This window comes from Arthrobacter sp. zg-Y1110, assembly GCF_025244865.1.
GTDB lineage: Bacteria > Actinomycetota > Actinomycetes > Actinomycetales > Micrococcaceae > Arthrobacter_B.
Genome location: NZ_CP104272.1, coordinates 873,900 through 897,385, shown reverse-complemented (window position 1 = coordinate 897,385; position 23,486 = coordinate 873,900). Strand labels below are relative to the sequence as shown.

Genomic DNA, 23,486 nt, shown 5'->3' with positions numbered 1-23,486 from the left:
GGGATTACGCGGTAACGCTGCCCAGCGGCAGGAAGCCGACCTTGTTGTACACGTCCGCGAGCGTCACCGACGCCGACTCCCGCGCCTTGGCAGCACCCACTGCGAGCAGGCGGTCCAGCTCGGCCGGATCGTCCAGCAGGTGCAGTGCACGTTCACGGATGGGCCGGATGTGTTCGGTGACGACCTCCGCAAGGTCCACCTTCAGGTGTCCGTACATCTTCCCCTCGTACTCCTTCTCCAGTGTTTCCACGCTGCGTCCGCTGATCAGGGAGTAGATGGACAACAGGTTCGAAACCCCGGGCTTGGCGTCGCGGTCGAAACGGATCTCGCTGCCGTCGTCGGTCACGGCCGACTTGATCCGCTTGGCTATGACCTTGTCCTCATCGAGGAGGTTGATCAGGCCTGCCGGCGACGCGGCTGACTTGGACATCTTCGCCGAAGGGTTCTGCAGGTCGTAAATCTTGGCTGCTGCTTTTTGGATAAAGACCTCGGGCACCACGAAGGTCTCGCCGAAGCGGGTATTGAACCGCTTGGCGAGGTCCCGGCTCAGCTCCACGTGCTGCCGCTGGTCTTCGCCCACCGGCACGCCGTGCGGCTGGTAGAGCAGAATGTCGGCCACCTGCAGGATCGGGTAGGTGAACAGTCCGACGCTGGCCGAATCCGACCCGAAGCGCTGCTGCTTGTCCTTGAACTGCGTCATGCGGGAGGCCTCACCGAATCCGGTGAGGCAGTTCAGCACCCAGGCCAGCTGGGCGTGCTCGGGCACCTGGGACTGCACGAACAGGGTGGCCTTGTCGACGTCGACGCCGCCCGCGATGTACTGGGCAGCGGTGACGCGGGTGCGCTTGCGCAGGTCCTCGGGATCCTGCGGCACCGTGATGGCGTGCAGGTCCGGGATGAAGAAGTAGGCGTCGTATTCGTCCTGGAGCCTCACCCAGTTCACCAAGGCGCCGAGGTAGTTGCCCAGATGCAGGGAATCGGCGGACGGCTGCATACCCGAGAGGATGCGCCGGCGGCTGCTGGAAGACTCAGATGTCATGGAGGAAACCCTTAGAACTGGTAGTCGATCACTACTGGAGCGTGGTCTGAGAAGCGCGAGTCGTACGAGGGGGCACGGTCGACGACGGCGGTGACGGCCCGTGCCGCCAGCTCCGGCGTGGCCATGTGGTAGTCGATCCGCCAGCCGGAGTCATTGTCGAACGCCTGTCCGCGCCAGCTCCACCAGGTGTACGGTCCGTTGACCTCGCCGGCCAGGGATCGGTGGACGTCGGTGTAACCGATTTCCTCACCGAAGAAGCGGTCAAAGTAGGCACGTTCCTCGGGGAGGAAACCTGCGCGCTTGACGTTGCCCTTCCAGTTCTTGATGTCCAGGGGCGTGTGTCCCACGTTCAGGTCCCCCACCACCAGCACGAAGTCGCTCGTCTGTGCCAGGGCGGGCAGCCGGGCGGCCATCGTGTCGAGGAAGCGGTACTTGTCGACCTGCTTGGGCGTATCCACTTCGCCGGAATGGACGTAGGCGCTGACGACGGTGAGGATCTTCTCTTCTCCCGCGACGGCAACCTTGAAGTCCGCCTCCACCCAGCGGCCCGAACGTGCGAAGTACTCGTCGCCGATATGTTCGCGGACGGCGACCGGCTCCGTGCGGGAGGCGATGGCAACACCCGCACGGCCCTTGGCGTCGAGGCATTCGGCGTGCTGGACGTGCCAGGTATCACCGAGCAGGTCCTTCAGGATCGCGTCGGGGGCGCGGACCTCCTGCAGGCAGAGGATGTCCACATCGCGCCCTGCCAGCCAATCGGCCATGCCCCGCTTGTAGGCGGCGCGGATGCCGTTGACGTTCACGGACGCAATGCGCAGTGTTTCCCCGGAACTGTCCATAGTCCCTGTTGATGCCGTCCCTGTTGATGCCGAACTCACGCGAATAACCATACTCCTCAGTAGCTGTTCATCCCGAAACGGCCGTCCGGCACGCCGCGTCGACGCGGCGCTTCCGGAAGCGGCTGGCGGGAACTAGTCGACTACGGTGCCTTCGACGGACCCGCCGTCGTCCTTCTTGATCATGCCACGGCCGTTGTGCGCCGTGATCTCGATGGTCTCCAGGGCGCGGTCCACCATTTCGCGGTCAGTGTCCAGGTTCTGGGCAATGACATTCGCCTGGACCTGGATGATCTTGAAGCTGTGGTCCAGTTTCTGGTCGCGCACAGTGGTGGCTTCGTCGACAACCTGGACGCCGCCGCGGGGAGCAAGGCCGGCAGTGGCGCCGGCGAGCTTCGCGGTGGCCTTGCGCGTGGCACTCCGGACGGAGAACACCACGAACGTGGCGAGGAACAGCCAGCCGAGGGACACAATGACCACTAGCCAACCGATGACGTCATTCTGGTTGGCGGCGAAAACCACTGCCACCAGGAAGACAATGAGCATCACGACGATGCCCGTAGAGCCCATCTTGCGGCTAATGCCGCGGCCGGGCGAGGACGAGGACGACGGCGTCTGGCCGTTTCGGATCGACTGCATGGTTTTATTCTCTCAAACTCGGACAGGTGCCCGATGCCGCGTTCGCTCTGCGCTGGTGCCTGCCTCCCCCGGCGGTGGAAAACGGGGCGGCTGCAGTGGCAGACTGGCTCGATGCAGATCACGATCGCCACCGGTGACATCACCACCCGGGATACCGACGTCGTCGTCAATGCCGCCAACTCATCGTTGCTGGGCGGCGGCGGGGTGGACGGCGCCATCCACCGCGCGGCAGGCCCGCAGCTCCTGGCAGCCTGCCGGGAGCTGCGGAAGACATCACTGCCGCAGGGGCTGCCCACCGGCAGGTCCGTCGCTACCGAGGCGTTCAACCTGCCTGCCCGGTGGGTGGTGCACACCGTGGGACCCAACGCGGGGGCAGGGGAAACGGACCCGGAGCTGCTGAGGTCATGCTTCCGGACCGCCCTGGCCGTGGCCGAGGACCTGGGCGCCGAGAGCATTTCCTTTCCCGCCGTCAGCGCCGGTATTTACGGCTGGGACCCGGAGACCGTGGCCGGGATCGGGCTGCAGGAGCTCCTGGACCATACCCCGCGGACGTTGAAGCGGGCAGAGTTCGTCCTGTTCAACGACCGCCTGGCCGGGATCTTCGCCAACAAGTATGAGCAGCTGGCCGGCTGACCAGGAACCTACTTCAGGAACAGCGCCCGGAGCCGGTTAGTGGTCAAGGTCAGGCCCAGCACAATCATCACCACGAAGTACAGCAGGTGCCCTGCCGTCCCCCAGCTGAAGATACCTACACTGATCTGCCGGAGCAGTTCCACGCCGTGCCACAGCGGCAGGGCCTGGATCACCGACTGCACCGCTTCGGGGTACACGCTCAGCGGGTAGAAGGTGGCTGAGAGCAGGAACATCGGCAGCATGATCATGTTGACCCAGTCCAGCTGCTGGAACGTCTTCATGTAGCTGGTTATTGCCATCCCGAAGGAGGCGAAGCCGAACGCGATCACCACGGCGGCCGGGATCATCAGCAGCGCCCAGGGCGAGGTGATCAGGCCCATCGCGCCCATCACGGCGGTGAAGCCCGTGGCGTACATCGCGCCCCGCAGGAGGGCCAGGAAGATCTCCCCCATCGCGACGTCCAGCGGCCCCAGCGGCGTGGAAAGCATGCCTTCGTAGAGCCGGGCGTAGTTGAGCTTGAAGAACACGTTCATGGTGGAGTCGTACACCGCGCCGTTCATCGCCGACACAGCCAGCAGCGCCGGCGCGATGAAGTTGGCATACTCCATTTCCTGGCCGCCGGGGCCGGAGACCGTCCCCACCAGCGCGCCCAGGCCGATGCCCATGGCGACCAGGTACAGCACCGGTTCGACGAACCCGCTGATCATGATGCTCCAGTTGGTGCCCCACGTGGCCTTGAGGCCGCGGGCAATTACTGCCCGGATGTTCCGTCCGTACAGCGAGCCGAGGAAACGGTCCTGCGGTACAAGCGCCGTGGGTGCCGTGCGGTTTTCGGTGCTCATCCGTCGAGCCTCCTCGTGAAGTTCCGCCGGGCCAGAACCAGCCCGCCGACGGTCAGGACCAGCAGGTACACCACGTGGACGGCCGTCATGGCTGCCGCTTCCGGGTGTCCGTAGCTGAGCACCCGGCCCAGCTCGGTGGAATGCCAGAGCGGTGAGATCCAGCCGATCCAGCGGACGGCCAGCGGCAGCGACTCCAATGGAAAGAAGGTGCCGGAGAACAGGAACAGCGGCATCACAATAAACCGCTGGACCATGGCGAACTGCCCCTTGTCCTCTTTCAGGGTGGAGCTGAACGCCAGCAGCGGCATACCGAAGGCAAGTCCGGCCAGCAGCGCCGTGAAGATCATCAGCCAGCCGGTTGCCGGCTGCGCCACGGCCCCGAAGAGGACCAGGAAAAGGTAATAGATGGTCGTGGTCAGCAGGATGCGGACGGTGAGCCCCAGGACGTGGCCGAGGGCAATCTGCCCACTGGAGAGCGGAGAGGCGTTGGGTCCGTAGTAGGTGCGGTGCCATTTGAACCCGCCCATGACGGTATAGGTGTTTTCCTCGCTGGAAACCATCAGCGCTGCCGTGGCCACGAGGGCCGGTCCCAGGAACATCAGGTAGGACACCGTCGAGCCGTTGCCGCCCGGGAAACCCGCGTTGGAGTTCCCGTCAATTAGCACCGCCAGGCCCGTGCCCATGCCCAGCAGGTACACCAGCGGGGTCCCGACGGCGGTCATCAGCACGGTCCACTGGTAACCGCGCATCCGCCGGATCCACATGTCGGCGTAGTAAAGGCTGCCGAAACGGCGCGCCTTGGCGGCCGTTTCCATCGGCGTCAGCGGTGACCTCAGCCCGAGCACGTCATGGCGCTCGGCTCCGGGCCGGGCAGGGGATTCCGGCCTAGTCAACGAGGCTTCTCCCGGTCAGGCGCAGGAACACGTCTTCCAGCGAGGAGCGTCGCACCAGCGAGGTGATGGGCCGCAGCCCCCGGCCGGTCACGGCTTCCAGGGCGGCTTCGCCGTCGTCTGCGTAGATCAGGACCCGGTCCGGGAGTGTCTCCAGCCGCTCGCCGATCCCCTCCAGCTCCGCGGCCACGGTGGTGTTGCGCTCCGAACCGAACCTCAGCTCCACCACCTCCCGGGTGGAATGCTCACGGATCAGGGCCGACGGCGACCCCTCGGCCATGATCGCGCCCTTGTCCACCACGATCAGCCGGTCGCACAGCTGCTCGGCCTCGTCCATGTAATGGGTGGTGAGGATCAGCGTCACGCCGGCTTCCTTGAGCCGGAACAACCGGTCCCAGAGGATGTGCCGGGCCTGCGGATCCAGTCCGGTGGTCGGTTCGTCCAGCAGCAGGATCTTCGGATCGTTGATCAGGGACCGGGCAATGGTCAGGCGCCGCTTCATCCCCCCGGAGAGCGAATCCACGCGGGCCTTGGCCTTGTCGGTGAGCTGCGCGAATTCCAGCAGCTCGTCCGCCTTGGGCTGCAGGTAGCTCTTGGGCAGGCCGAAGTAGCGGCCGTAGGCCAGGAGGTTGTCCCGCACGCGCAGGTCTTCGTCCAGGTTGTCCTGCTGGGGCACCACGCCAAGGTGGGCGCGGACTTCCGGCCCGTAGGTGTTCGGGTCCAGCCCCATGATGCTGAGGTCTCCGCCGCTGCGCTGGGACACTCCGCCGATCATTTTCATAGTGGTGGATTTGCCTGCGCCGTTGGGCCCGAGCAGCCCGAAGGACTCCCCCGGCGGAACGTCAAAGGAGATGCCGTTGACGGCGGTGAAATCGCCGTAGGACTTGGTCAGGTTCCGTGCGGAAATAACGAAATCGGAGCGGGTTTCGGGGACGGTTCTGCTTGATGTGATCTGTGACACTTGAGACAGCATAGTGGACGCGGAACGGACCGGCGCATCAAGCCGCGCCGGTCCGTTCCGTTGGTGCTGAATTCGGCCCTAGACCAGGATTCCGGCCTGCCGTTCGGCGGCTTCCACCACGTTCGCCAGCAGCATTGCTCGGGTCATCGGGCCCACGCCGCCGGGGTTGGGCGAAATCCAGGACGCGACATCGGCCGCCGCTGCTTCGACGTCGCCGGTCAGCGTTGTTTCCCCGGTTTCCGGATCGGTGACCCGGGTGACGCCGACGTCCAGCACGATGGCGCCGGGCTTGAGGTCTTCGGCACGGATCATTTCCGGGAAGCCGGCTGCAGCAACCACCACATCGGCTGCCTGCAGGTGCTCGAACAGGTCCGCGGTCCCGGTGTGCGCCAGCGTGACCGTGGCATTGATCGGACGGCGGGTCAGGAGCAGGCCGAGCGGCCGCCCGACGGTGACGCCGCGTCCGACCACGAGGACTTTCTTGCCGTTCAGTGAAATCCCGTTGCGGACCAGCAGCTGCACGATCCCGTGCGGCGTGCAGGGCAGCGGAGACGTCAACGGTTCGCTGACGTTGAGCACCAGGCGGCCCAGGTTGACCGGGTGCAGCCCGTCCGCATCCTTTTCCGGGGCGATCCGCTCCAGGATGGCATTCGCATCGATATGCGCCGGCAGCGGCAGCTGCACAATGTAGCCGGTGGTCGCCGGGTCCTCGTTCAGCTCGTCAATGACCTTTTCCAGGTCTGCCTGGCTGATGTCGCCGGGAAGATCCCGGCGGATGGAATTAATCCCCACCTGCTTGCAGTCTTTATGCTTGCCGCCCACGTAGGAGTGGCTGGCGGGATCGTCGCCCACCAGCACGGTCCCCAGGCCCGGAGTGACGCCGTGCTCTTCCTTCAGCACGCGCACCCGTTCGGTCAGGTCCTCCTTGATCTCCCGGGCGGCGGCGCGGCCGTCCAGGATCTTCGCCGCGACCGGAGTGCCGAATTCGGTTTTCTCCTTGACCTCCCAGCCAAGGTTGACGCTGGCGGCCTCATCAGTCGCGGGACCCTCCATATTGGTTCCTTTCTCCACGGTTACCATTCCTCCTGTCCGGGGTAGAGCGGGAAGTTCTCAGTCAGCGCCCCCACGCGGGCCCGGAGGGCCTCGACGTCGGGAGCGGGCTTCAGTGCGGCGGCAATGATCTCGGCAACTTCGGTGAACTCGGCTGCGCCGAAGCCCCGGGTTGCGAGCGCCGGGGTGCCGATCCGCAGGCCGGACGTGACCATCGGCGGCCGCGGGTCGAACGGCACGGAGTTGCGGTTCACCGTGATGCCCACGGAATCAAGCAGGTCTTCGGCCTGCTTCCCGTCCAGGGCGGAGTGCCGCAGGTCCACCAGGATCAGGTGTACGTCGGTGCCGCCGGTGAGCACGGAAACTCCGTGTTCGGCGACGTCGGGCGCATTCAGGCGGTCGGCAATGATCCGTGCACCCTCGAGCACGCGTTCCTGCCGTTCCCGGAACTCCTCGGTGCCGGCGATCTTAAAGGCCACGGCTTTCGCGGCAATCACGTGCATCAACGGACCGCCCTGCTGGCCGGGGAAAACGGCGGAGTTCAGCTTCTTCGCGTATTCCTTTTTCGCCAGGATCATTCCCGAGCGCGGCCCGGCAAGGGTCTTGTGCACGGTGGAGGTGACGACGTCGGACACCGGCACCGGGTTGGGGTGCAGTCCCGCGGCCACCAGTCCGGCAAAATGCGCCATGTCGGTCCAGAGATAGGCACCGGCTTCATCGGCAATGGAGCGGAAGGCCTCGAAGTCCAACTGCCGCGGGTAGGCGGACCAGCCGGCGACAATAACCTGCGGGCGTTCTGCCAGCGCCTGTTCACGGACCCGATCCATGTCCACCCGGTAAGTCTGCTCGTCCACCCCGTAGGCCGCGACGTCGTACAGCTTGCCGGAAAAGTTCAGTTTCATGCCGTGGGTAAGGTGCCCGCCGTGGGCCAGGTTCAGACCCATCAGTTTCTCGCCCGGTGCCATCAGGGCCGCGAGCGCGGCAGCATTGGCCTGCGCACCGGAGTGCGGCTGGACGTTGGCGAACTCTGCACCGAACAGGGCCTTCGCCCGCTCGATGGCGAGGTTCTCCGCTACGTCCACATGTTCGCAGCCGCCGTAGTAGCGGCGCCCGGGGTAGCCCTCGGCGTACTTGTTGGTGAGGACGGAGCCGGAGGTTTCCAAGACGGCGCGCGGGGCGAAGTTCTCGGAGGCGATCATCTCGAGGGTGCTGCGCTGGCGGGACAATTCATCATTCAAAACCGCTGCTATTTCGGGATCAACATCGATAAGCGGCGCGTTGGTGACGGGCTGGGTGGATACTCTCACGTGGATCTCCTGGGAAGGGGTTCTCTATAGGTCAGGCTACCTGTCGGGACATAGGCCGGGCATGGCACAACAGTTTCGCGCGTGACCCGCGGCCCAGGCGTGCGATCCGTGGTCGTTAGGACACCCCCGCAGGGGTGCCGTGCCGCTTCCTGGTGGTAATCCACCTAACGCCAGTCGCGACGCTCTCCATCCTAGCCTCACCTGTCCCCCGGCTGCAGGGCTTCAGCGGAATAGCCGCAATGCCCGGACCGTTACGGTTCTCAAGAACGAAGGAGTGCACAGGTGGAAACGGACATACTCGTGATCGGAGCCGGCCAGGCCGGGCTCAGCGCCGCCTATCACCTGCGCCGCCGCGGCCTGGAGCCCGGCGCCGGATTCACCGTGCTGGACGCGAACCCCGGGCCGGGCGGCGCCTGGCGGCACCGGTGGGATTCGCTGACCTTCGGTGCTGCGCACGCCCTGCACGACCTCCCGGGGATGCCGCTGGGCTCGCCGGATCCCGCCGAACCCGCTTCCGCCGTCGTCACCAGGTACTACGGACGCTATGAGCAGGAGTTCGGGCTCGACGTCGTCCGGCCGGTTTCCGTGTCCGCGGTGGCGGAGGGCGACGGCGGCAGGCTCTCGGTCCGTGCCGTGGATGGCCGCGAGTGGCAAGCCCGCACGGTCATCAACGCGACGGGCACGTGGGACCGGCCGTATTGGCCCTACTACCCCGGGCGGGAATCCTTCCGCGGCCGGCAGCTGCATACCCGGGACTTTCGCAGCGTGGCTGACTTTGCCGGGCAGCGGGTCCTTGTGGTGGGCGGCGGCACCTCCGCCGTGCAGTTCCTGCTGCAGCTGCAACGTGCCGGTGTGGAAACCGTCTGGTCCACCCGCCGACCGCCGGAATTCACCCTCCGTCCGTTCGACTCAGAGTGGGGGCGGGCCGTGGAAGCGAAAGTCAGCGCCAGGACCCGTGCCGGCCTGCCGCCGCTGAGCGTCGTTTCCGCCACGGGCCTGCCGCTGACGGATGAATACCGGCGGGGCATAGAGGACGGGGTGCTCGTTTCGCGCGGACCGATCGGCCGCCTGACCACCTCCGGTGTCGTTTTCGCAGACGGGTCCGCGGAGTCCGTGGACACCATCCTCTGGGCCACCGGCTTTCGTGCCGCCCTGGAGCATCTGGCACCGCTGCACCTGCGCGAACCCGGCGGCGGGATCCGGATGGACGGAGTACGGGTGGTGCGCGAGCCCCGGCTGCTGCTGGTGGGCTACGGCGAGTCCTCCTCCACGCTGGGGGCTACCCGCGCCGGCCGTGCAGCCGCGCTTGCGGCCGTGCGGCAGCCGGTTACGAAAGCAGCTCTTCCCAGTTGACGGCGGTAACCGTGCCCTGCTCCCAGTCCCGCCGCAGGATGGCGTAAACCACCGTGGCAACTCTGCGCCCGTCTTCCAGCGGCCAGTCCTCCCGGTAATGCGCTTCCTTCACGAAGCCTGACCTCAGCAGGGTCTTGCGCATGGCGATGTTGTCCTCGCTCGTACGGCCCGCGAAGCGGTGCGCTTCGGGGTAGTCGTCGAACACCATGCCGGTCAGGGCCTGCAACACCGGTACGCCGTTGCCCCGGCCGCGGAACTTCTCCACCAGGCGCAGGTCCAGCACCGGTGTACTCGTTCCCAACTCCTCCAGGATGACCAGGCCCATGCGGTGGTTGTCGCCGAACACCCAGAAGGTACTCACGCCGTCGCCGTCGAACCGCCCTTCGATCAGGAGGCGACGCACCAGCCCCTCAGAAGGCGCCTTGATCCGGTGGTAGGGAAAGCTATTGGTAGTGAGGAAACGTACGAGCTCTCCCTCGTCCTTGTCAGAAAACGGAAGGAACATCACATCCATGTGCCCACCCTAGGTCAGGGCACTGAAACCGGTAACCTAGCAAGGGTGACAGACATGATTTCTTCTCCCGACACCTCCGCCGCCAACGCCTTTACCCTGACGTTGTCCTGCCCCGACCGTCCGGGCATTGTCCATGCCGTCAGTGCTTCCCTCGTGGCGGCCGAAGGCAACATCACCGAGTCCGCGCAGTTCGGCAGTCGGGAAACCGGCTCCTTCTTTATGCGCGTGGACTTCACTTCTCCGCGCTCCTACGAGCAGGTCCATGCGGAACTCGCTGCAACGGCATCTGCGTTTGCCATGTCCTGGGAACTGCACCGCGCCGGCCGCCGGACCCGGACCCTGATCATGGCGTCCAAGTCCGGCCACTGCCTCAATGACCTGCTGTTCCAGCAGCGTGCGGGGACGCTGCCGATCGATATCCCGGCCATTGTCTCCAACCACCGCGAGCTGGAGTCCCTCGCCGACTTCTACGGCGTGCCGTTCCACTATGTCCCCGTCACTCCGGACACCAAGGGCCAGGCGGAGGACCGGCTGCGCGCCCTGATGGCCGAACTGGACATTGAGCTGGTGGTCCTCGCCCGCTACATGCAGATCCTGAGCAACGACCTCTGCCGCGACCTGTCCGGGCGTGCCATCAACATCCATCACTCCTTCCTGCCCTCCTTCAAGGGAGCGAGGCCCTACCACCAGGCGCATGCCCGGGGCGTGAAGCTGATCGGCGCCACGGCGCATTACGTAACTTCGGACCTGGATGAGGGTCCCATCATTGAACAGGAAGTCATCCGGGTGGACCACGCCCGTTCGGCTGCCCAGCTCGCGGCCCTGGGCAGCGACGTCGAGGGGCGGGCACTGTCCAAGGCCGTTCAGTGGCATGCCGAGCACCGGGTCCTGCTGGACGGCCGGCGGACCATCGTCTTCAACTAGGCCGTTCCTGCTACGGGTGCCGGCTTCCGCTAACCGGCCTCCGGCCGGCGCTACGCTGGGTGGCATGGCACACATCATTGAATTCCGGGGCAAGACCCCCGCCGTCGATCCCACCGTCTTCCTCGCTCCCACCGCTTCGCTCATTGGCGACGTCACCATGGCCGCGGACTCCAGCGCCTTCTACGGCGCCTGCGTCCGCGGTGACTCCAACAGCATCCGTGTTGGCGCGGGAACCAACCTGCAGGACAACGTGGTCCTGCACGCGGACCCGGGCTTCCCGACGTCGGTGGGCGCTCGAGTCAGCATCGGCCACAACGCGGTGGTGCACGGCTGCACGGTCGAGGATGACTGCCTGATCGGCATGAGCGCCACGATTATGAACGGTGCCGTAATCGGCGCCGGCTCCCTCGTGGCCGCCGGCGCCCTGGTCCTTGAAGGAACGGTGGTCCCGCCCCGCTCGCTGGTAGCCGGTGTGCCGGCAAAGGTCCGCCGGCCCCTCACGGATGAGGAGGTCGCGGGAGTGAAGGCGAACGCGGAAAACTACCGGCAGACGGCTGCCGACCACCGCTCTGCCGTAGCGTCGCAGCCCTAGGCTTGTGTTCACTTCTTGACTGCAAGAGTGTGATGTAGCACTCTAAAATAATGCCAGCCGACCCATCCTCGACGTTGAGGACCACCCGCACACCGGGGACCACCCCACCCAATCCGGGATCACAGAGCGCCTTGCGCGAACGCAACCGGCAGCGCATTATCCAGGCCCTCCTGGCCTCGGGGCCGTTGACGCAGGCGGAACTTTCACGCCAGACGGGGCTATCCCGCGCCACGGTCTCCAACATCGTGGGCGATATGAGCGAGCGCCGGCTCGTCATCACCGAGCCCACCACCAGCTCCGGGCGGAGGGCACTTTCGGTGCGGCTCAACGAGTCGGGAGCCGTTGCTGCCGGCATCGACATCGGACGCCGGCACGTCAGGGTGATCCTGGCTTCGCTCGGCCACCGGATCCTGCAGGAGGAGTCCGTCCAGCTTCCGCTGGGCCACTCCGCGGCAGAGGGCATGGATGCCGCTGCGGCCCTGCTGGCCCGGCTGCTGCGCCGGCAGGGGGTGGACCGCAGCGCCGTCCTGGGTGCCGGCGTCGGCATCCCCGGCCCCATCGACCGGCGCACGGGCACAGTGGTCCAGGGCGCAATCCTTCCCGAATGGGTGGGGATCAACATGCGCGAAGACCTCGCCGACCGGCTGGGTGTCCCGGTCTTCATCGACAATGACGCCAACCTCGGGGCGCTGGCGGAAGTCACCTGGGGACCGCACGGCTGCAGCGAAAACCTGATCTTCATCAAGGTTGCCTCCGGCATCGGCGCCGGGTTGGTCATCAACGGTTCGCTCTACTACGGCAATGTCGGCATCACCGGGGAAATCGGCCACGCCACCATCTTCGACCAAGGGCTGATCTGCCGGTGCGGCAACCGGGGCTGCCTGGAAACCATCGCCTCGACCTCCATCATGATCGAACTGCTGAGCCGCGCCTCCAAGGACAACATCACCACCGCCGACATCCTCTCGCGGGCCGCGGCAAAGGACCCGGCCACCCTGCGCGTCATTGACGATGCCGGCGTCGCGGTCGGCCGCGCCGCCGCCAACCTCGCGAATACCCTGAACCCGGAACTCATCATCATCGGCGGGTCGCTGACCGACCTCGGCGACACCTTCCTGGACCCGATCCGCCGCGGCCTGCTGCGGCACGCCGTCCCCCTTGTCGGCGAAACCTCCACCGTGCTTATGTCCTCGCTCGGGGACCGCGCCGAAGCCCTGGGGGCAGCGGCACTGGTCCTCCAGGAGCAGGGAACCGCGGCAGCGTAGTACTTGCCCGGGCGAACCAAAAACTACCCGAAACCGCCGCTCTTGCGTTCAAGACTTGACGGCAGTGCCTGTGACCGTGGTAACTTCCTTACCGGCCCACTCTGTGGGCCGTATCACGACAAAGAGGTCACACGGAGGCACTCATGCGAGCAGAAGCAGCTCCGGCAGTCGGCGCGCGGCGCGCTCCCTGCCATCACGGCAGGGACAATGCGCATGCCGGCTAGTCCATTCATTCTGGAAATGCACTCCATCACCAAGGAGTTCCCCGGCGTCAAGGCCCTCGCGGATGTGGCCCTCAACGTCCGGGCCGGCGAAATCCACGCCATCTGCGGAGAAAACGGCGCAGGAAAATCCACGCTGATGAAGGTCCTCTCCGGCGTCTACCCCCACGGCACATACACCGGAGAAATTGTCTTCCAGGGCAAGCCCGTCCAGTTCCGGGATATCCGGTCCAGCGAAGCCGCGGGAATTGTCATCATCCACCAGGAACTGGCGCTGATTCCCGAACTCTCCATCGCCGAGAACATTTTCCTGGGCAATGAACCCACCCGGTTCGGCGTCATCGACTGGGACAAGGTCAACTTCGACACCCTGGACCTCATGGAACGGGTCGGACTCCAGGAAGACCCCACCACGCCCATCAAGGATCTGGGCGTGGGCAAGCAGCAGCTGGTGGAGATCGCCAAGGCACTGAACAAGCGGGTACAGCTGCTGATCCTCGACGAGCCCACCGCAGCGCTCAACGAGACCGATTCCCAGCACCTGCTGGGCCTGATGTCCGGCCTGCGGGACAAGGGCATCTCCTGCATCATGATCTCGCACAAGCTCAATGAGATTGAGCAGATTGCGGATTCCATCACCATCATCCGCGACGGCCGCTCCGTCGAGACGATCGACGTCGCCGCCGAAGGCGCGGACGAAGACCGCATCATCCGCGGCATGGTTGGCCGTTCGCTGGAGTCCCGGTTCCCGGACCACACCCCGACGATCGGTGAAACGTTCTTCGAGGTCCGCGGTTGGACCGTGGGGCATCCGACCGTCCCGGACCGCCTGGTCTGCAAGGGCTCGAACTTCCACGTCCGCCGCGGGGAAATCGTCGGCTTCGCCGGTCTTATGGGCGCCGGGCGCACCGAACTGGTCCGGTCAATCTTCGGCCGCTCCTACGGCAACTTCATTTCCGGCCAGATCATCAAGGACGGCAAGGAGATCACCCTCAAGACGGTGCACTCCGCGATTAACCATGGCCTGGCCTACGTCACTGAGGACCGTAAGACCCTGGGCCTGAACCTCCTGGACGACATCAAGGCCACTACCGTTTCGGCTGACCTGAAGAAGATCACCCGCGGGCTTGTTGTCGACAACGACGCCGAGTTCCGCTACGCGGAGGAATACCGCAAGAGCCTGCGCACCAAGGCACCCACTGTAGATGAGGGCGTTTCCAAGCTCTCCGGCGGCAACCAGCAGAAGGTTGTCCTGGCCAAGTGGATGTTCACCGACCCGGACCTGCTGATCCTGGACGAACCGACCCGCGGCATCGATGTGGGCGCCAAGTACGAAATCTACGGAATCATCCAGCAGCTCGCGAACCAGGGCAAGGGAGTCATCGTGATTTCCTCGGAGCTCCCCGAGCTCCTGGGCCTCTCGGACCGCATCTACACCATCTTCGAAGGGGCGATCACCGGCGAGGTCTCCAAGGCGGAGGCCAACCAGGAGAACCTCATGAGGCTCATGACCTCCCCCGCCCGGAAGCCCGCCGACTACGCCACTCAAGGAACACTTTCATGAACGCCATCAAGCAACTCCTGGGCGGCAACGGCCGCCAATTCGGGATGATCTTCGCCTTGGCCATCCTGGTCGGCCTGTTCCAGGTCCTCACCGGGGGCAAGACCCTGACACCCACGAACATGATCAACCTGTTCAACGGCAACTCCTACATCCTGATCCTCGCCGTGGGAATGGTCTTCGTGATCATTGCCGGCCACATCGACCTTTCGGTGGGATCCGTCGCAGCGTTCTCTGGCATCGTCGTCGCGATGGCCATGCGGGACTGGGGCCTGCCCTGGTACATGGGCATCATCCTGGGCCTGGCGGTGGGTGCGGCCATCGGTGCCTGGCAGGGCTTCTGGGTCGCGTACATCGGCATACCTGCATTCATCGTGACGCTGGCGGGCATGCTGATCTTCCGCGGAGCCAACCAGTGGGTGGGCAAGTCCAACACGGTTCCTGTCCCGTCCGAATTCCAGTTCATCGGCGCCGGCTACCTGCCCGAGGGCGGCCCGATCCCCGGGTACAACAACCTGACGCTGCTGCTGGGCCTGATCCTGTGCGCCGCAGTGATCTACGGCGAAATGCGCAAGCGTTCCCGCAACGCCAAGCTGGGCACCGCCAACCCGCCTGCCTGGGTGCCCGTGGTCAAGATCGGTCTGCTCTGCGCCGTCATCCTCTACGCCACGTACATGTTCGCCACCGGCCGGCCGGGCACGTCCTTCCCGGTCTCGGGCATCATCCTCGGCGTCCTGGTCCTGTTCTACGGTTTCGTCTCCAATAAGACCATCTTCGGCCGCCACGTCTACGCGGTGGGCGGCAACCGGCACGCGGCCGAGCTCTCCGGCGTGCAGGGCAAGAAGGTGAACTTCATGGTCATGATGAACATGTCCATCCTGGCTGCGCTGGCCGGCATGATCTTCGTGGCCCGCTCCACCGCCTCCGGACCGTTCGACGGCACCAACTGGGAACTGGACGCCATTGCGGCCGTCTTCATCGGAGGCGCCGCTGTCTCCGGCGGCGTGGGCACCGTGGTCGGTTCCATCGTCGGCGGCCTCGTTATGGCAGTGCTGAACAACGGCCTGCAGCTGCTGGGCGTCGGTGCCGATATGACCTCCATGATCAAGGGCCTTGTCCTGCTCCTGGCCGTGGCCCTGGACGTCTACAACAAGACCCAGGGCAAGCCCTCCATCACCGGACTGCTGATGCGCAACTTCGGCGGCAACAAGCCCAAGCCGGCCCCCGCCGTCGTCGACGCCACCCCGGAAATGCCCACGGGCACCAAGACCGTCATCTCCACTGACGCCTAGACCGCACCACTTACTCCCCACTATTTCCACGACCGCTATTCAGAAAGAGAACACCATGCGTAAATTCGCAAAGTCCTTCGCCGTTGCGGCAACGGTGGCAGCGTTGTCGCTGTCCGCCTGCGGCCGCACCGAAGAAACCGCTTCCGGCGCCGAAGAAGGCTTCGAAGACGGGGCATCCATCGGCGTCGCGCTGCCGCAGAAGACCTCGGAGAACTGGGTGCTGGCAGAGACCCTCTTCAACGACGGCCTCAAGGAAGCCGGCTACGAAGGCCAGGTCCAGTTCGCCAACGGCGGCGTGTCCGAACAGCAGAACCAGATCAGCTCCATGATCACCAACGGTGTCGAGGTCCTGATTGTGGGTGCCATCGACGGCAGCCAGCTCGGCTCGCAGCTGCAGGATGCCAAGGATGCCGGCATCACCGTCATCGCCTACGACCGCCTGCTGACCAACACCGAAAACGTTGACTACTACGTGGCCTACGACAACTTCAAGGTCGGCCAGCTGCAGGGGCAGGCCCTGCTGGACGGGCTGAAGGAGAAGAAGCCCGAAGGTCCGTACAACATTGAGCTGTTCGCCGGCTCCCCGGATGACGCCAACGCCCAGGTCTTCTTCGACGGCGCCATGGATATCCTCCAGCCGGAGATCGAAGCAGGAAACCTCGTGGTCGGTTCCGGCCAGACCGAGTTCAACCAGGCCGTCACCCAGGGCTGGAAGGCGGAGAACGCCCAGAAGCGCATGGACACCCTGCTCTCCAGCAACTACGCCTCCCAGGAGCTGGACGGCGTCCTCTCCCCCAATGACACCCTGGCCCGCGCCGTCCTGACCTCGGTCACCGGCGCCGGCAAGGCGCTGCCCGTCATCACCGGCCAGGACTCCGAGGTGGAATCCGTCAAGCTGATCATGGAAGGCAAGCAGTACTCCACCATCAACAAGGACACCCGCAACCTGGTGAACCAGAGCATTGACATGGTCAAGGCACTGGGCGCCGGCGAAGAGGTCGAAATCAACGACGACGAGAGCTACGACAACGGCAAGAAGGTAGTCGAGAGCTACCTGCTGGAACCGGTCATCGTCACCAAGGCCAACGCTGCCGAGGCCTACGAGAATGACCCCACGCTCTCCGAGCTGACCAAGTAAGCACGCATTCACTGCCCCTCGGGGCGGAACAGCCCGGGTATCCCTCAGCGGAGACCCGGGCTGTTCCACGCCTGTTCCACCCTGTTTCACACACCGGTCGCCTGCACTTCGTGCCGCACGGGCTCGGAGTCCACCCCTAGGCCTCGGCCGGGGGCGACCATAGAGTAGGGGTACTCCCTGCAACGACGCGGAAGACGAGGACCATGACTGCCGTTCAACACATACCCACCCCGCCCTGTGTCCAGCCGGGAGCTCCCAGTCCCGTCCAATCCACGGGACGGACCCTGCGCTGGGGCGTAGTCGCCACCGGAAACATTGCCGAGCGTGTCACTGAAGACATTGCCCGGTTGGAGGACGCTGTCCTGCAGGCGGTCAGTTCCCGCCGGCAGGCCTCGGCGGAGGAGTTCGCCGCCCGCTTCGGCTTCGCCAGCAGCTACTTCGACTCGGACGATGCCTCGGGCTACGACCTGCTCTTTGCCGATCCCGATGTCGACGTCGTCTACATCGGGACCCCGCACGCCCAGCACTATCGGATAGCCCGGCGTGCCCTGGAGGCCGGCAAACACGTACTGTGCGAAAAGTCGCTGACCATCAATGCCCGCGAAACCCAGGACCTGATCGAACTGGCCCGGTCCCGCAACCTGTTCCTCATGGAAGCGGTCTGGACCCGGTTCCTTCCCTGCATCAACCGCATCTGGGAACTCATTGCCTCGGGTGAACTCGGGGACATCAACTGGGTGCAGGCAGACCTGGGCTTCCCGGCACCGTATGACCCTGCCAGCAGGCTCTGGGACCCGGCGGCGGGCGGAGGAGCACTGCTGGACCTGACGGTCTATCCGCTCACCTTTGCCCTCGGCGCACTGGGCTACCCGGAGACGGTCCATGCAGTAGGCAGCATCAACGCCGACGGCGTGGACACACAGAACGCGTTGACGCTCGGGTACCCGTCCGGCGGTCTGGCACAGCTGACCTCGTCGCTGGTCTCCTCCTGCCCGCGGACCGCTGTTATTTCCGGCACCAAGGGCTGGCTCCGCACCGGTGCACCCCTGCATAACCCGGTGGAGCTGACCATCGTTCCGCAGGACGGAGAGGCCCGCGTGGAGAGGTTCCCGCAGGTCGGCAACGGCTACGCGTACGAGCTGCGTGAGGTGACCCGCTGCATCCAGGCGGGCATGGTGGAAAGCCCCACCATGACGTGGGCGGACTCCCTGCGGACCATGCGGCTCTTTGACGCTGTACGGGCGCAGATCGGCGTGCTGTACGCCAATGACAAGGCCACTGTCCCCGCTGACTGATGCGTTGACGCGCAGCGGCTGAGAAGGCACTAAAAAACGACGGCGGTGCCGCACCCTTTGCAGGTGCGGCACCGCCGTCGTCGTTTTCAGTGCTGTGCTAGCCGCCCAGACCGCTCAGGCCGCCCGGAAGTTTCCCGAGCAGGTCCTTGGGATTTATACCCAGTTTGTCCAGCAGACCCGAGTCGCGCTCGGTATCCACCTTCTCCGGCAGGTCGGACTCCGCCTGACCTGCCTTCGAGCTGTCGCCGCGATTCTTCAGAAATTCGATAATCTGCTGCTTGTCGATCTGCATCAGGTACTCCTTTGCTGAGTGGCCGCGCGCTGCGGTTTGGTGCCTGCTAGGCGTTCTTCACGTTCTGCGGCGCTTCGGAAGCGGAATCCTTTACGTCCGAGGCGGCTGCCTGGCCTTCGGACTTCACGTTCTGCGCGGCGTCCGTGGCAGTGGCCTTGATGTTCTCAACCGCTTCCTGAGCCGGTTCCTTGAGGCCCTCGGCCATTTCCTTGGCTGCTCCGGCCAGTTCCTCGGTCATCGGCTGCGCGGCTGTCTTGATGTTGTCAGCAGCGACGCGCTCCTTGTCGCTGGCGGGGATCAGCGTTGCCGCCAGCAGGCCGGCGCCGAAGGCAATCAGGCCTGCGGCGATGGGGTTGCCCTGCGTCTGGCCCGCGAGCTTCGCCGGTGCACCCTGGACAGCGGAGCCGGCGGCAGACATGCCGTCCGAAACACTGCTGCCCATATCGGAAACACTGCCGCCGATGTTGCTGCCGGTATTGCCTGCGCTGTTACCTACTGAATCGGCCACACCCATCACCTTGTCCTTCACTCCGAGTACTTTGTCCTTCATCTTGTCCGTCTGGCGCTGAACGATGTGGGAAGGAGTTACCTTGTCCGCCACGGCGTCCACGTTGGTGCCTAGGCGCCGGCGGGTTGCTTCGATGTCGGCGCGGATCTCATCCGGGTTTTCACTCATCGTGTTTCCTCGCTTGGTTTCATAGTCTGGGGGATCTCCTGCAGCGTCTCTGACGTCTGCGGCATGCCCTTGATCTTCTTCATTTCCGTGCGTCCGCGGGAGGCGAGGACGGCAGCGACGATGCCCCAGATAACCGCCACGATCACTGCGGACCAGCCGAAGCCGATAGCCGTCGTGCCCAGTGCGTACCACAGGGCGACCGAGAGGAAGAGGAGTACGAAGTACCCTGCGAGGGCCGCTCCGGCGAACATTCCGGCACCCGTTCCTGCGCGGGTTGCGGACTGCTTCAGTTCGACCTTCGCCAGCTCCACTTCCTGACGCATGAGGGTGGACATATCCTGCGTCACCTGGCCGAGCAAATCGCCCAGGGACGTAGATTCAGCCTTAGCCTGCGCGGGTGTGGGAGGGAGTTCGGTACTCATCAGTGCCGACCACCGCTGTAGGGATCAGCTGCCGGAACGCCGGTGGAGGGGGTGGGCGGAAGAGTCTGGGCCGAGGCAGGACCCGTACCCGGCTGGCGGACCGGTTCGGTGCCGAACGGATCGTTGGTTCCGGCGGTGCCGACCGTGGGCTGTGCCGCCGGTGCCTGTGGGACAGGCGTCACGGGCGGAACGGGCGGCCCCACGTGCTGGCCGGCGGATCCGGACGTGCCCTGAGTCGGGAGGCCTGCGCTGAGGCCCTTGTTGAGGCGGCCTGCCAGGAAACCGGCTCCGGCTGCGATGGCGAGGAAGGCGACCGGGCGCTGGCGGGCAAAGCCCTTGACTTCGTCCAGCAGGGATCCGGGATCGCGGCCGTCGAGCCACGTGGCGGCCGACGACGCACGGCTGGCTGCCTGACCGACGAGATCGGCGGCTACCCCGGACTGGCCGGACTGAGCCATGGAGTGCAGTTCATCCGCCATCGAGCGAAGGCCTTCAGCCACCTTCTGCTGCTGGGTACCTGCCTGCTCGGTGAGATCGGAACGGGCCTGGGTAAACAGGTCCTTGGCGTTGGTCTTTACCTCGGAGGCAACACCCGCTGCTTCAGACTTGGCGGTGTCCGCTACCTGAGCGGCGTTGCCCTTGGCCTGCTGGGCGATGTCACCTGCCTGCTGCTTGGCCGCATCGGCCTTCGCTGCGGCCGTGGAGTCGTCGTTCGTGCCTCCGGCCGGGGATGCTGCATGGCTTCCGTCGCGCGGAGTGAAGTTCTCTGTCATCATCGCTCTCTTTCGTCATAGCAACTGCTGATCAAGATCGGATGGTCCGTACCAAGATAATAAGCACACTTAGTTACGAATGTGTAGCGTGTTAGGATTGTAAGTGCCCTTGCTATTGGATTCTGTGCGTGGTTTTCTTTTTGCACCGATCAGAAGAGCCCGCGGACCCCGTTCCCTGCCGAATAATCCGGCAGGGCAGTCCCCAACGCACAGGAGCATCACATTGGCTGCAAACCTAGTAGCACGATCTGTCCATGACCTCACAGCGGCGGCTTGGTTCGGCGGTTCCCTGATGGGCGCCGTCGGACTTAACGGAGCAACTGCGGAGGCCAAGGATCCCACTGAAAGAACCCGGCTGTCCGCCCTTGGCTGGAAGAAGTGGGCCCCCGTGCAGGCCGGAGCAATCGGATTGCACTTCCTGGCCGGACTCGCACTCATCGGCGACAACAAAACCCGGGTCTCCAAGCAGGAGGGGGTTGGCTCCCTCACCGCCTACAAGGCTGCCGTAACGGCCCTCGCTGCGGTAGTCACCCTCTATTCAGGCATCTTGGGCGGCAAGGTAGGAAAGCTCTCGGAGCAGGGCAGCCAAGGGGCTACGGAACCCCGCGAGGGCGCATCCAAAGAACTGAAGTCGGCCCAGCGCCAGCTGAAGGTCCTGCAATGGAGCATCCCCGTGCTTTCGGGGGCGGTGATTGTGATGGGCGCCCAGCACGGAGAAATGCAACGGCCGGCCAATGTCCTCAAGGGCCTGAAAAAGAAGTAACGGGCAATGGGCGCAGAAGTTACGAGCAGGACCTTCAGCCGGGCGCAGCGCACGGCTTACCGGCAGCGTTTGCTGGAAAACCTGGACCACTTCGCTCACTTCCTTTCCACCGCGCAGTTTGCGGACACGGCCAGCATTGGCCTGGAACTGGAGCTGAACCTGACCAACCGCGATTTCTCCCCAGCCCTCCGCAACACGGCTGTCCTTGAGCGAATCGCCGATCCGGCCTTCCAGACCGAAATCGGCGCCTTCAACATCGAGATGAACCACCCCGCAATGTCGGTGGCACAGTTCGGGTTGAAGGAGCTCGAGGACAGCCTCCGGGCACAGCTCAACCGTGCCGATGAGCGGGCCGCCCAGGAAGCGGCAGACATCATGATGGTGGGCATCCTCCCCACCCTGACCCCCCGCTTCATGGACGGATGGGACTGGCTCAGCAGCGGGCAGCGTTATGCCGCCCTGAACACGTCAGTCCTCCAGGCCCGGGGAGAAGACGTCCTCCTCGATCTGTCAGGCCCGGAGCCGTTGTCCTTCTACGCACAGAACATCGCGCCGGAGGCTGCGTGCACTTCGGTCCAGCTGCATCTGGAAGTCTCACCCGAACAGTTTGCCCCCGCCTGGAACGCGGCGCAGATGATCGCCGGCCCGCAGGTTGCCCTTGCCGCCAATTCGCCCATCTTCATGGAACACGTGCTGTGGCACGAGACCCGGATTGAACTCTTCAAACAGGCCATAGACACCCGGCCGCCGGAAATGCGCAACCAAGGCGTACGCCCCCGTGTCTGGTTCGGGGAAAGGTGGATTACCTCGATCTTCGATCTCTTCGAAGAGAATGTCCGCTACTTCCCGGCCCTGCTTCCGGAGTTGTCCGGCAACGGAACCGAAGCCACCCCTTTCGGTGCCCCGCTGCTGCCGGAACTGCGTCTGCACAACGGCACGGTCTACCGCTGGAACCGGCCGATCTACGACCCCGGCAGCGGCACACCCAACCTGCGCCTGGAGAACCGCGTGCTGCCGGCCGGCCCGTCCGTCCTGGACGTGGTCGCCAACGCCGCGTTCTACTATGGGCTCGTGGAGTACATCCGCACAGCTGACCGGCCGCTGTGGAGCCGCATTGCCTTCAAGACGGCGTCGGACAACTTCCTGGCCTGCGCCCGGCACGGACTGGAGGCAGCCGTCTACTGGCCGGGCATCGGCGAGATTCCGGTGGCCGAACTGATTGTGCGCCACCTGATTCCGCAGGCCGCCGAGGGCCTGAGGGAACTGAAAGTGGATTCTTCCCTGATCGACCGATACCTGACCGTGGTGGCCGAACGTGCCCGCACGGAGCAGAACGGTGCGGCTTGGCAGATCGCCACGCTGCGCCGCCTCGAGGACGCCGGGATGCCGCGGCCGGCGGCCCTGGCTGAGCTCTCCCGGCTCTACTGGGAGAACATGCACACCAATGCGGCCGTCCATTCCTGGCCACTCGGCTGACTGAGCCCTGGCCGCTCGGCTGACTGTGCGATAACCGGGCGCCTGCCGGCAAAATCGGCCGCGAACCTAGCACTCAAAAGTGTCGAGTGCTAGCGTAAATTCCATCGTTGAGTCAGGACGACTCAACCTTTATCGACCCTTTTCCAACAACGGCATTCCAACCGCCGGTGCCCGGCGGGTACCGGCGCAACAGGAGTTGATGACAATGGCGATGAAGTTTGATCCTTTCCGTGAGCTTGACCGGATGGCAGGCGCCCTTCTCGATCCCCGGCAGCGGTTGCGGCTGATGCCGATCGATCTCTACCGCGAGGGCGACCACTACATCCTCAACGCGGACCTGCCGGGGATCGACCCCGGCTCAGTGGACGTGGACGTTGACGGCCAGTTGCTGACCATCAGGGCCGAGCGGACCATCCACACCACCGAGGGGGTTACCTGGCTGACCCGCGAACGGGAAAGCGGGACCTTCCTGCGCCAGCTGAATCTTGGGCAGGGCATTGATATTGACTCGATCTCCGCGAAGTACGAGAACGGGGTGCTGAGCGTCTTCATTCCGGTGAGCGAACGGTCGAAGCCGCGCAAGATCGAGGTGGCGGCCACCTACAAGGACGGCCACACCATTTCCGGGCAGTCTTCATCGGAGCCTGCTTCGGTCTCGTCCAGCGGCGGCTCGGGTTCCGGCGGTTCCGGCTCACCGGGCTCGTTCGGCCAGAGCAGCGGCGGTTCGGGGTC

At 64.9% G+C, this 23,486-nt stretch carries 24 protein-coding genes and 1 pseudogene; 12 read left to right on the top strand and 13 right to left on the bottom strand.

Going from position 1 to position 23,486, the window contains the following annotated elements; translation table 11 throughout:
* Positions 1–4: 4 nt before the first annotated feature.
* The 3 genes from trpS to N2K99_RS04210 form a co-directional block, all read right to left on the bottom strand.
* Positions 5–1,039, bottom strand: coding sequence for a tryptophan--tRNA ligase (trpS, locus tag N2K99_RS04220; RefSeq protein WP_227924221.1), 1,035 nt, complete (start codon positions 1,037–1,039; stop codon positions 5–7).
* An 11-nt stretch (positions 1,040–1,050) separates the two neighbouring features.
* Positions 1,051–1,878 carry an exodeoxyribonuclease III gene (locus tag N2K99_RS04215; RefSeq protein WP_227924220.1) on the bottom strand — a complete coding sequence of 276 codons (828 nt, stop codon included), beginning with the start codon at positions 1,876–1,878 and terminating at the stop codon, positions 1,051–1,053.
* A 132-nt stretch (positions 1,879–2,010) separates the two neighbouring features.
* A complete protein-coding gene (locus N2K99_RS04210) occupies positions 2,011–2,514 on the bottom strand; it encodes a hypothetical protein (protein ID WP_227924219.1) in 504 nt (167 codons plus the stop codon).
* Positions 2,515–2,625: 111 nt separating this feature from the next.
* Here N2K99_RS04210 and N2K99_RS04205 point away from each other — a divergent pair, with 111 nt between their 5' ends.
* The gene (locus N2K99_RS04205) at positions 2,626–3,147 is read left to right on the top strand and encodes an O-acetyl-ADP-ribose deacetylase (RefSeq protein WP_227933988.1); all 522 of its coding nucleotides are present in this window, start codon (positions 2,626–2,628) and stop codon (positions 3,145–3,147) included.
* Positions 3,148–3,155: 8 nt separating this feature from the next.
* Here N2K99_RS04205 and N2K99_RS04200 read toward each other — a convergent pair whose 3' ends face one another.
* The 5 genes from N2K99_RS04200 to glyA all read right to left on the bottom strand — a co-directional run bounded on the left by N2K99_RS04200 (position 3,156) and on the right by glyA (position 8,197).
* The gene (locus tag N2K99_RS04200; protein WP_227924217.1) at positions 3,156–3,989 is read right to left on the bottom strand and encodes an ABC transporter permease; all 834 of its coding nucleotides are present in this window, start codon (positions 3,987–3,989) and stop codon (positions 3,156–3,158) included.
* Entirely contained in the window at positions 3,986–4,882 is an 897-nt protein-coding gene (locus N2K99_RS04195) for an ABC transporter permease (protein WP_227933987.1), read from the bottom strand. Before N2K99_RS04195 ends, N2K99_RS04200 begins: the two co-directional genes overlap by 4 nt.
* Positions 4,875–5,840 carry an ABC transporter ATP-binding protein gene (locus N2K99_RS04190; protein WP_374200061.1) on the bottom strand — a complete coding sequence of 322 codons (966 nt, stop codon included), beginning with the start codon at positions 5,838–5,840 and terminating at the stop codon, positions 4,875–4,877. Before N2K99_RS04190 ends, N2K99_RS04195 begins: the two co-directional genes overlap by 8 nt.
* A gap of 78 nt (positions 5,841–5,918) precedes the next feature.
* Positions 5,919–6,893 carry a bifunctional methylenetetrahydrofolate dehydrogenase/methenyltetrahydrofolate cyclohydrolase gene (locus N2K99_RS04185; RefSeq protein ID WP_227933986.1) on the bottom strand — a complete coding sequence of 325 codons (975 nt, stop codon included), beginning with the start codon at positions 6,891–6,893 and terminating at the stop codon, positions 5,919–5,921.
* A gap of 20 nt (positions 6,894–6,913) precedes the next feature.
* Positions 6,914–8,197, bottom strand: coding sequence for a serine hydroxymethyltransferase (glyA, locus tag N2K99_RS04180; RefSeq protein ID WP_308036426.1), 1,284 nt, complete (start codon positions 8,195–8,197; stop codon positions 6,914–6,916).
* 282 nt (positions 8,198–8,479) lie between these two features.
* On the opposite strand from glyA, the gene N2K99_RS04175 reads away from it, so the two are divergent.
* Positions 8,480–9,550, top strand: coding sequence for an FAD-dependent oxidoreductase (locus N2K99_RS04175; RefSeq protein ID WP_227924213.1), 1,071 nt, complete (start codon positions 8,480–8,482; stop codon positions 9,548–9,550).
* Here the strand turns inward: N2K99_RS04175 and N2K99_RS04170 are convergent.
* Entirely contained in the window at positions 9,525–10,064 is a 540-nt protein-coding gene (locus tag N2K99_RS04170) for a GNAT family N-acetyltransferase (protein WP_227924212.1), read from the bottom strand. The genes N2K99_RS04175 and N2K99_RS04170 overlap by 26 nt on opposite strands.
* 54 nt (positions 10,065–10,118) lie before the next feature.
* Here N2K99_RS04170 and purU point away from each other — a divergent pair, with 54 nt between their 5' ends.
* The 7 genes from purU (at position 10,119) to N2K99_RS04135 (ending at position 18,352) form a co-directional block, all read left to right on the top strand.
* Entirely contained in the window at positions 10,119–10,988 is an 870-nt protein-coding gene (gene purU, locus N2K99_RS04165; protein ID WP_227924211.1) for a formyltetrahydrofolate deformylase, read from the top strand.
* A 64-nt stretch (positions 10,989–11,052) separates the two neighbouring features.
* Positions 11,053–11,580 carry a gamma carbonic anhydrase family protein gene (locus N2K99_RS04160; RefSeq protein WP_227924210.1) on the top strand — a complete coding sequence of 176 codons (528 nt, stop codon included), beginning with the start codon at positions 11,053–11,055 and terminating at the stop codon, positions 11,578–11,580.
* Between the two features lie 50 nt (positions 11,581–11,630).
* Positions 11,631–12,845 (top strand): ROK family transcriptional regulator, encoded by a 1,215-nt coding sequence (locus N2K99_RS04155; protein WP_227933985.1) that lies wholly within the window; start codon positions 11,631–11,633, stop codon positions 12,843–12,845.
* A gap of 213 nt (positions 12,846–13,058) precedes the next feature.
* The gene (gene mmsA, locus N2K99_RS04150) at positions 13,059–14,630 is read left to right on the top strand and encodes a multiple monosaccharide ABC transporter ATP-binding protein (protein WP_227933984.1); all 1,572 of its coding nucleotides are present in this window, start codon (positions 13,059–13,061) and stop codon (positions 14,628–14,630) included.
* Positions 14,627–15,919, top strand: a complete 1,293-nt coding sequence (gene mmsB / locus N2K99_RS04145; protein WP_227924207.1) for a multiple monosaccharide ABC transporter permease — start codon at positions 14,627–14,629, stop codon at positions 15,917–15,919. The genes mmsA and mmsB overlap by 4 nt, the downstream gene beginning before the upstream one ends.
* A 55-nt stretch (positions 15,920–15,974) precedes the next feature.
* Positions 15,975–17,057, top strand: coding sequence for a sugar-binding protein (locus N2K99_RS04140; protein ID WP_227924206.1), 1,083 nt, complete (start codon positions 15,975–15,977; stop codon positions 17,055–17,057).
* Between the two features lie 203 nt (positions 17,058–17,260).
* Positions 17,261–18,352, top strand: a complete 1,092-nt coding sequence (locus tag N2K99_RS04135; RefSeq protein ID WP_227924205.1) for a Gfo/Idh/MocA family protein — start codon at positions 17,261–17,263, stop codon at positions 18,350–18,352.
* 97 nt (positions 18,353–18,449) lie between these two features.
* On the opposite strand, the gene N2K99_RS04130 is transcribed toward N2K99_RS04135, so the two are convergent.
* Genes N2K99_RS04130 through N2K99_RS04115 form a run of 4 tightly spaced genes read right to left on the bottom strand, consistent with a single transcriptional unit; the run spans position 18,450 to position 20,515 of the window.
* Positions 18,450–18,644 carry a hypothetical protein gene (locus tag N2K99_RS04130; protein WP_227933982.1) on the bottom strand — a complete coding sequence of 65 codons (195 nt, stop codon included), beginning with the start codon at positions 18,642–18,644 and terminating at the stop codon, positions 18,450–18,452.
* A 46-nt stretch (positions 18,645–18,690) separates the two neighbouring features.
* On the bottom strand, positions 18,691–19,320 hold the full coding sequence (locus N2K99_RS04125; RefSeq protein ID WP_227933981.1) for a DUF3618 domain-containing protein: 630 nt from the start codon (positions 19,318–19,320) through the stop codon (positions 18,691–18,693).
* A complete protein-coding gene (locus N2K99_RS04120) occupies positions 19,317–19,742 on the bottom strand; it encodes a phage holin family protein (protein WP_227933980.1) in 426 nt (141 codons plus the stop codon). The genes N2K99_RS04125 and N2K99_RS04120 overlap by 4 nt, the downstream gene beginning before the upstream one ends.
* Positions 19,742–20,515: a hypothetical protein gene (locus N2K99_RS04115; RefSeq protein ID WP_227924200.1), complete on the bottom strand. Its 774-nt coding sequence runs from the start codon at positions 20,513–20,515 to the stop codon at positions 19,742–19,744. Before N2K99_RS04115 ends, N2K99_RS04120 begins: the two co-directional genes overlap by 1 nt.
* A gap of 223 nt (positions 20,516–20,738) precedes the next feature.
* On the opposite strand from N2K99_RS04115, the gene N2K99_RS04110 reads away from it, so the two are divergent.
* The 3 genes and pseudogenes from N2K99_RS04110 to N2K99_RS04100 all read left to right on the top strand — a co-directional run.
* On the top strand, positions 20,739–21,278 hold the full coding sequence (locus N2K99_RS04110) for a hypothetical protein (protein WP_227933979.1): 540 nt from the start codon (positions 20,739–20,741) through the stop codon (positions 21,276–21,278).
* A gap of 6 nt (positions 21,279–21,284) precedes the next feature.
* On the top strand, positions 21,285–22,754 hold the full coding sequence (locus N2K99_RS04105) for a glutamate--cysteine ligase (RefSeq protein WP_227924198.1): 1,470 nt from the start codon (positions 21,285–21,287) through the stop codon (positions 22,752–22,754).
* A gap of 205 nt (positions 22,755–22,959) precedes the next feature.
* Positions 22,960–23,352, top strand: a pseudogene (locus tag N2K99_RS04100) (Hsp20/alpha crystallin family protein); the annotation flags it as partial.
* Positions 23,353–23,486 lie beyond the last annotated feature (134 nt).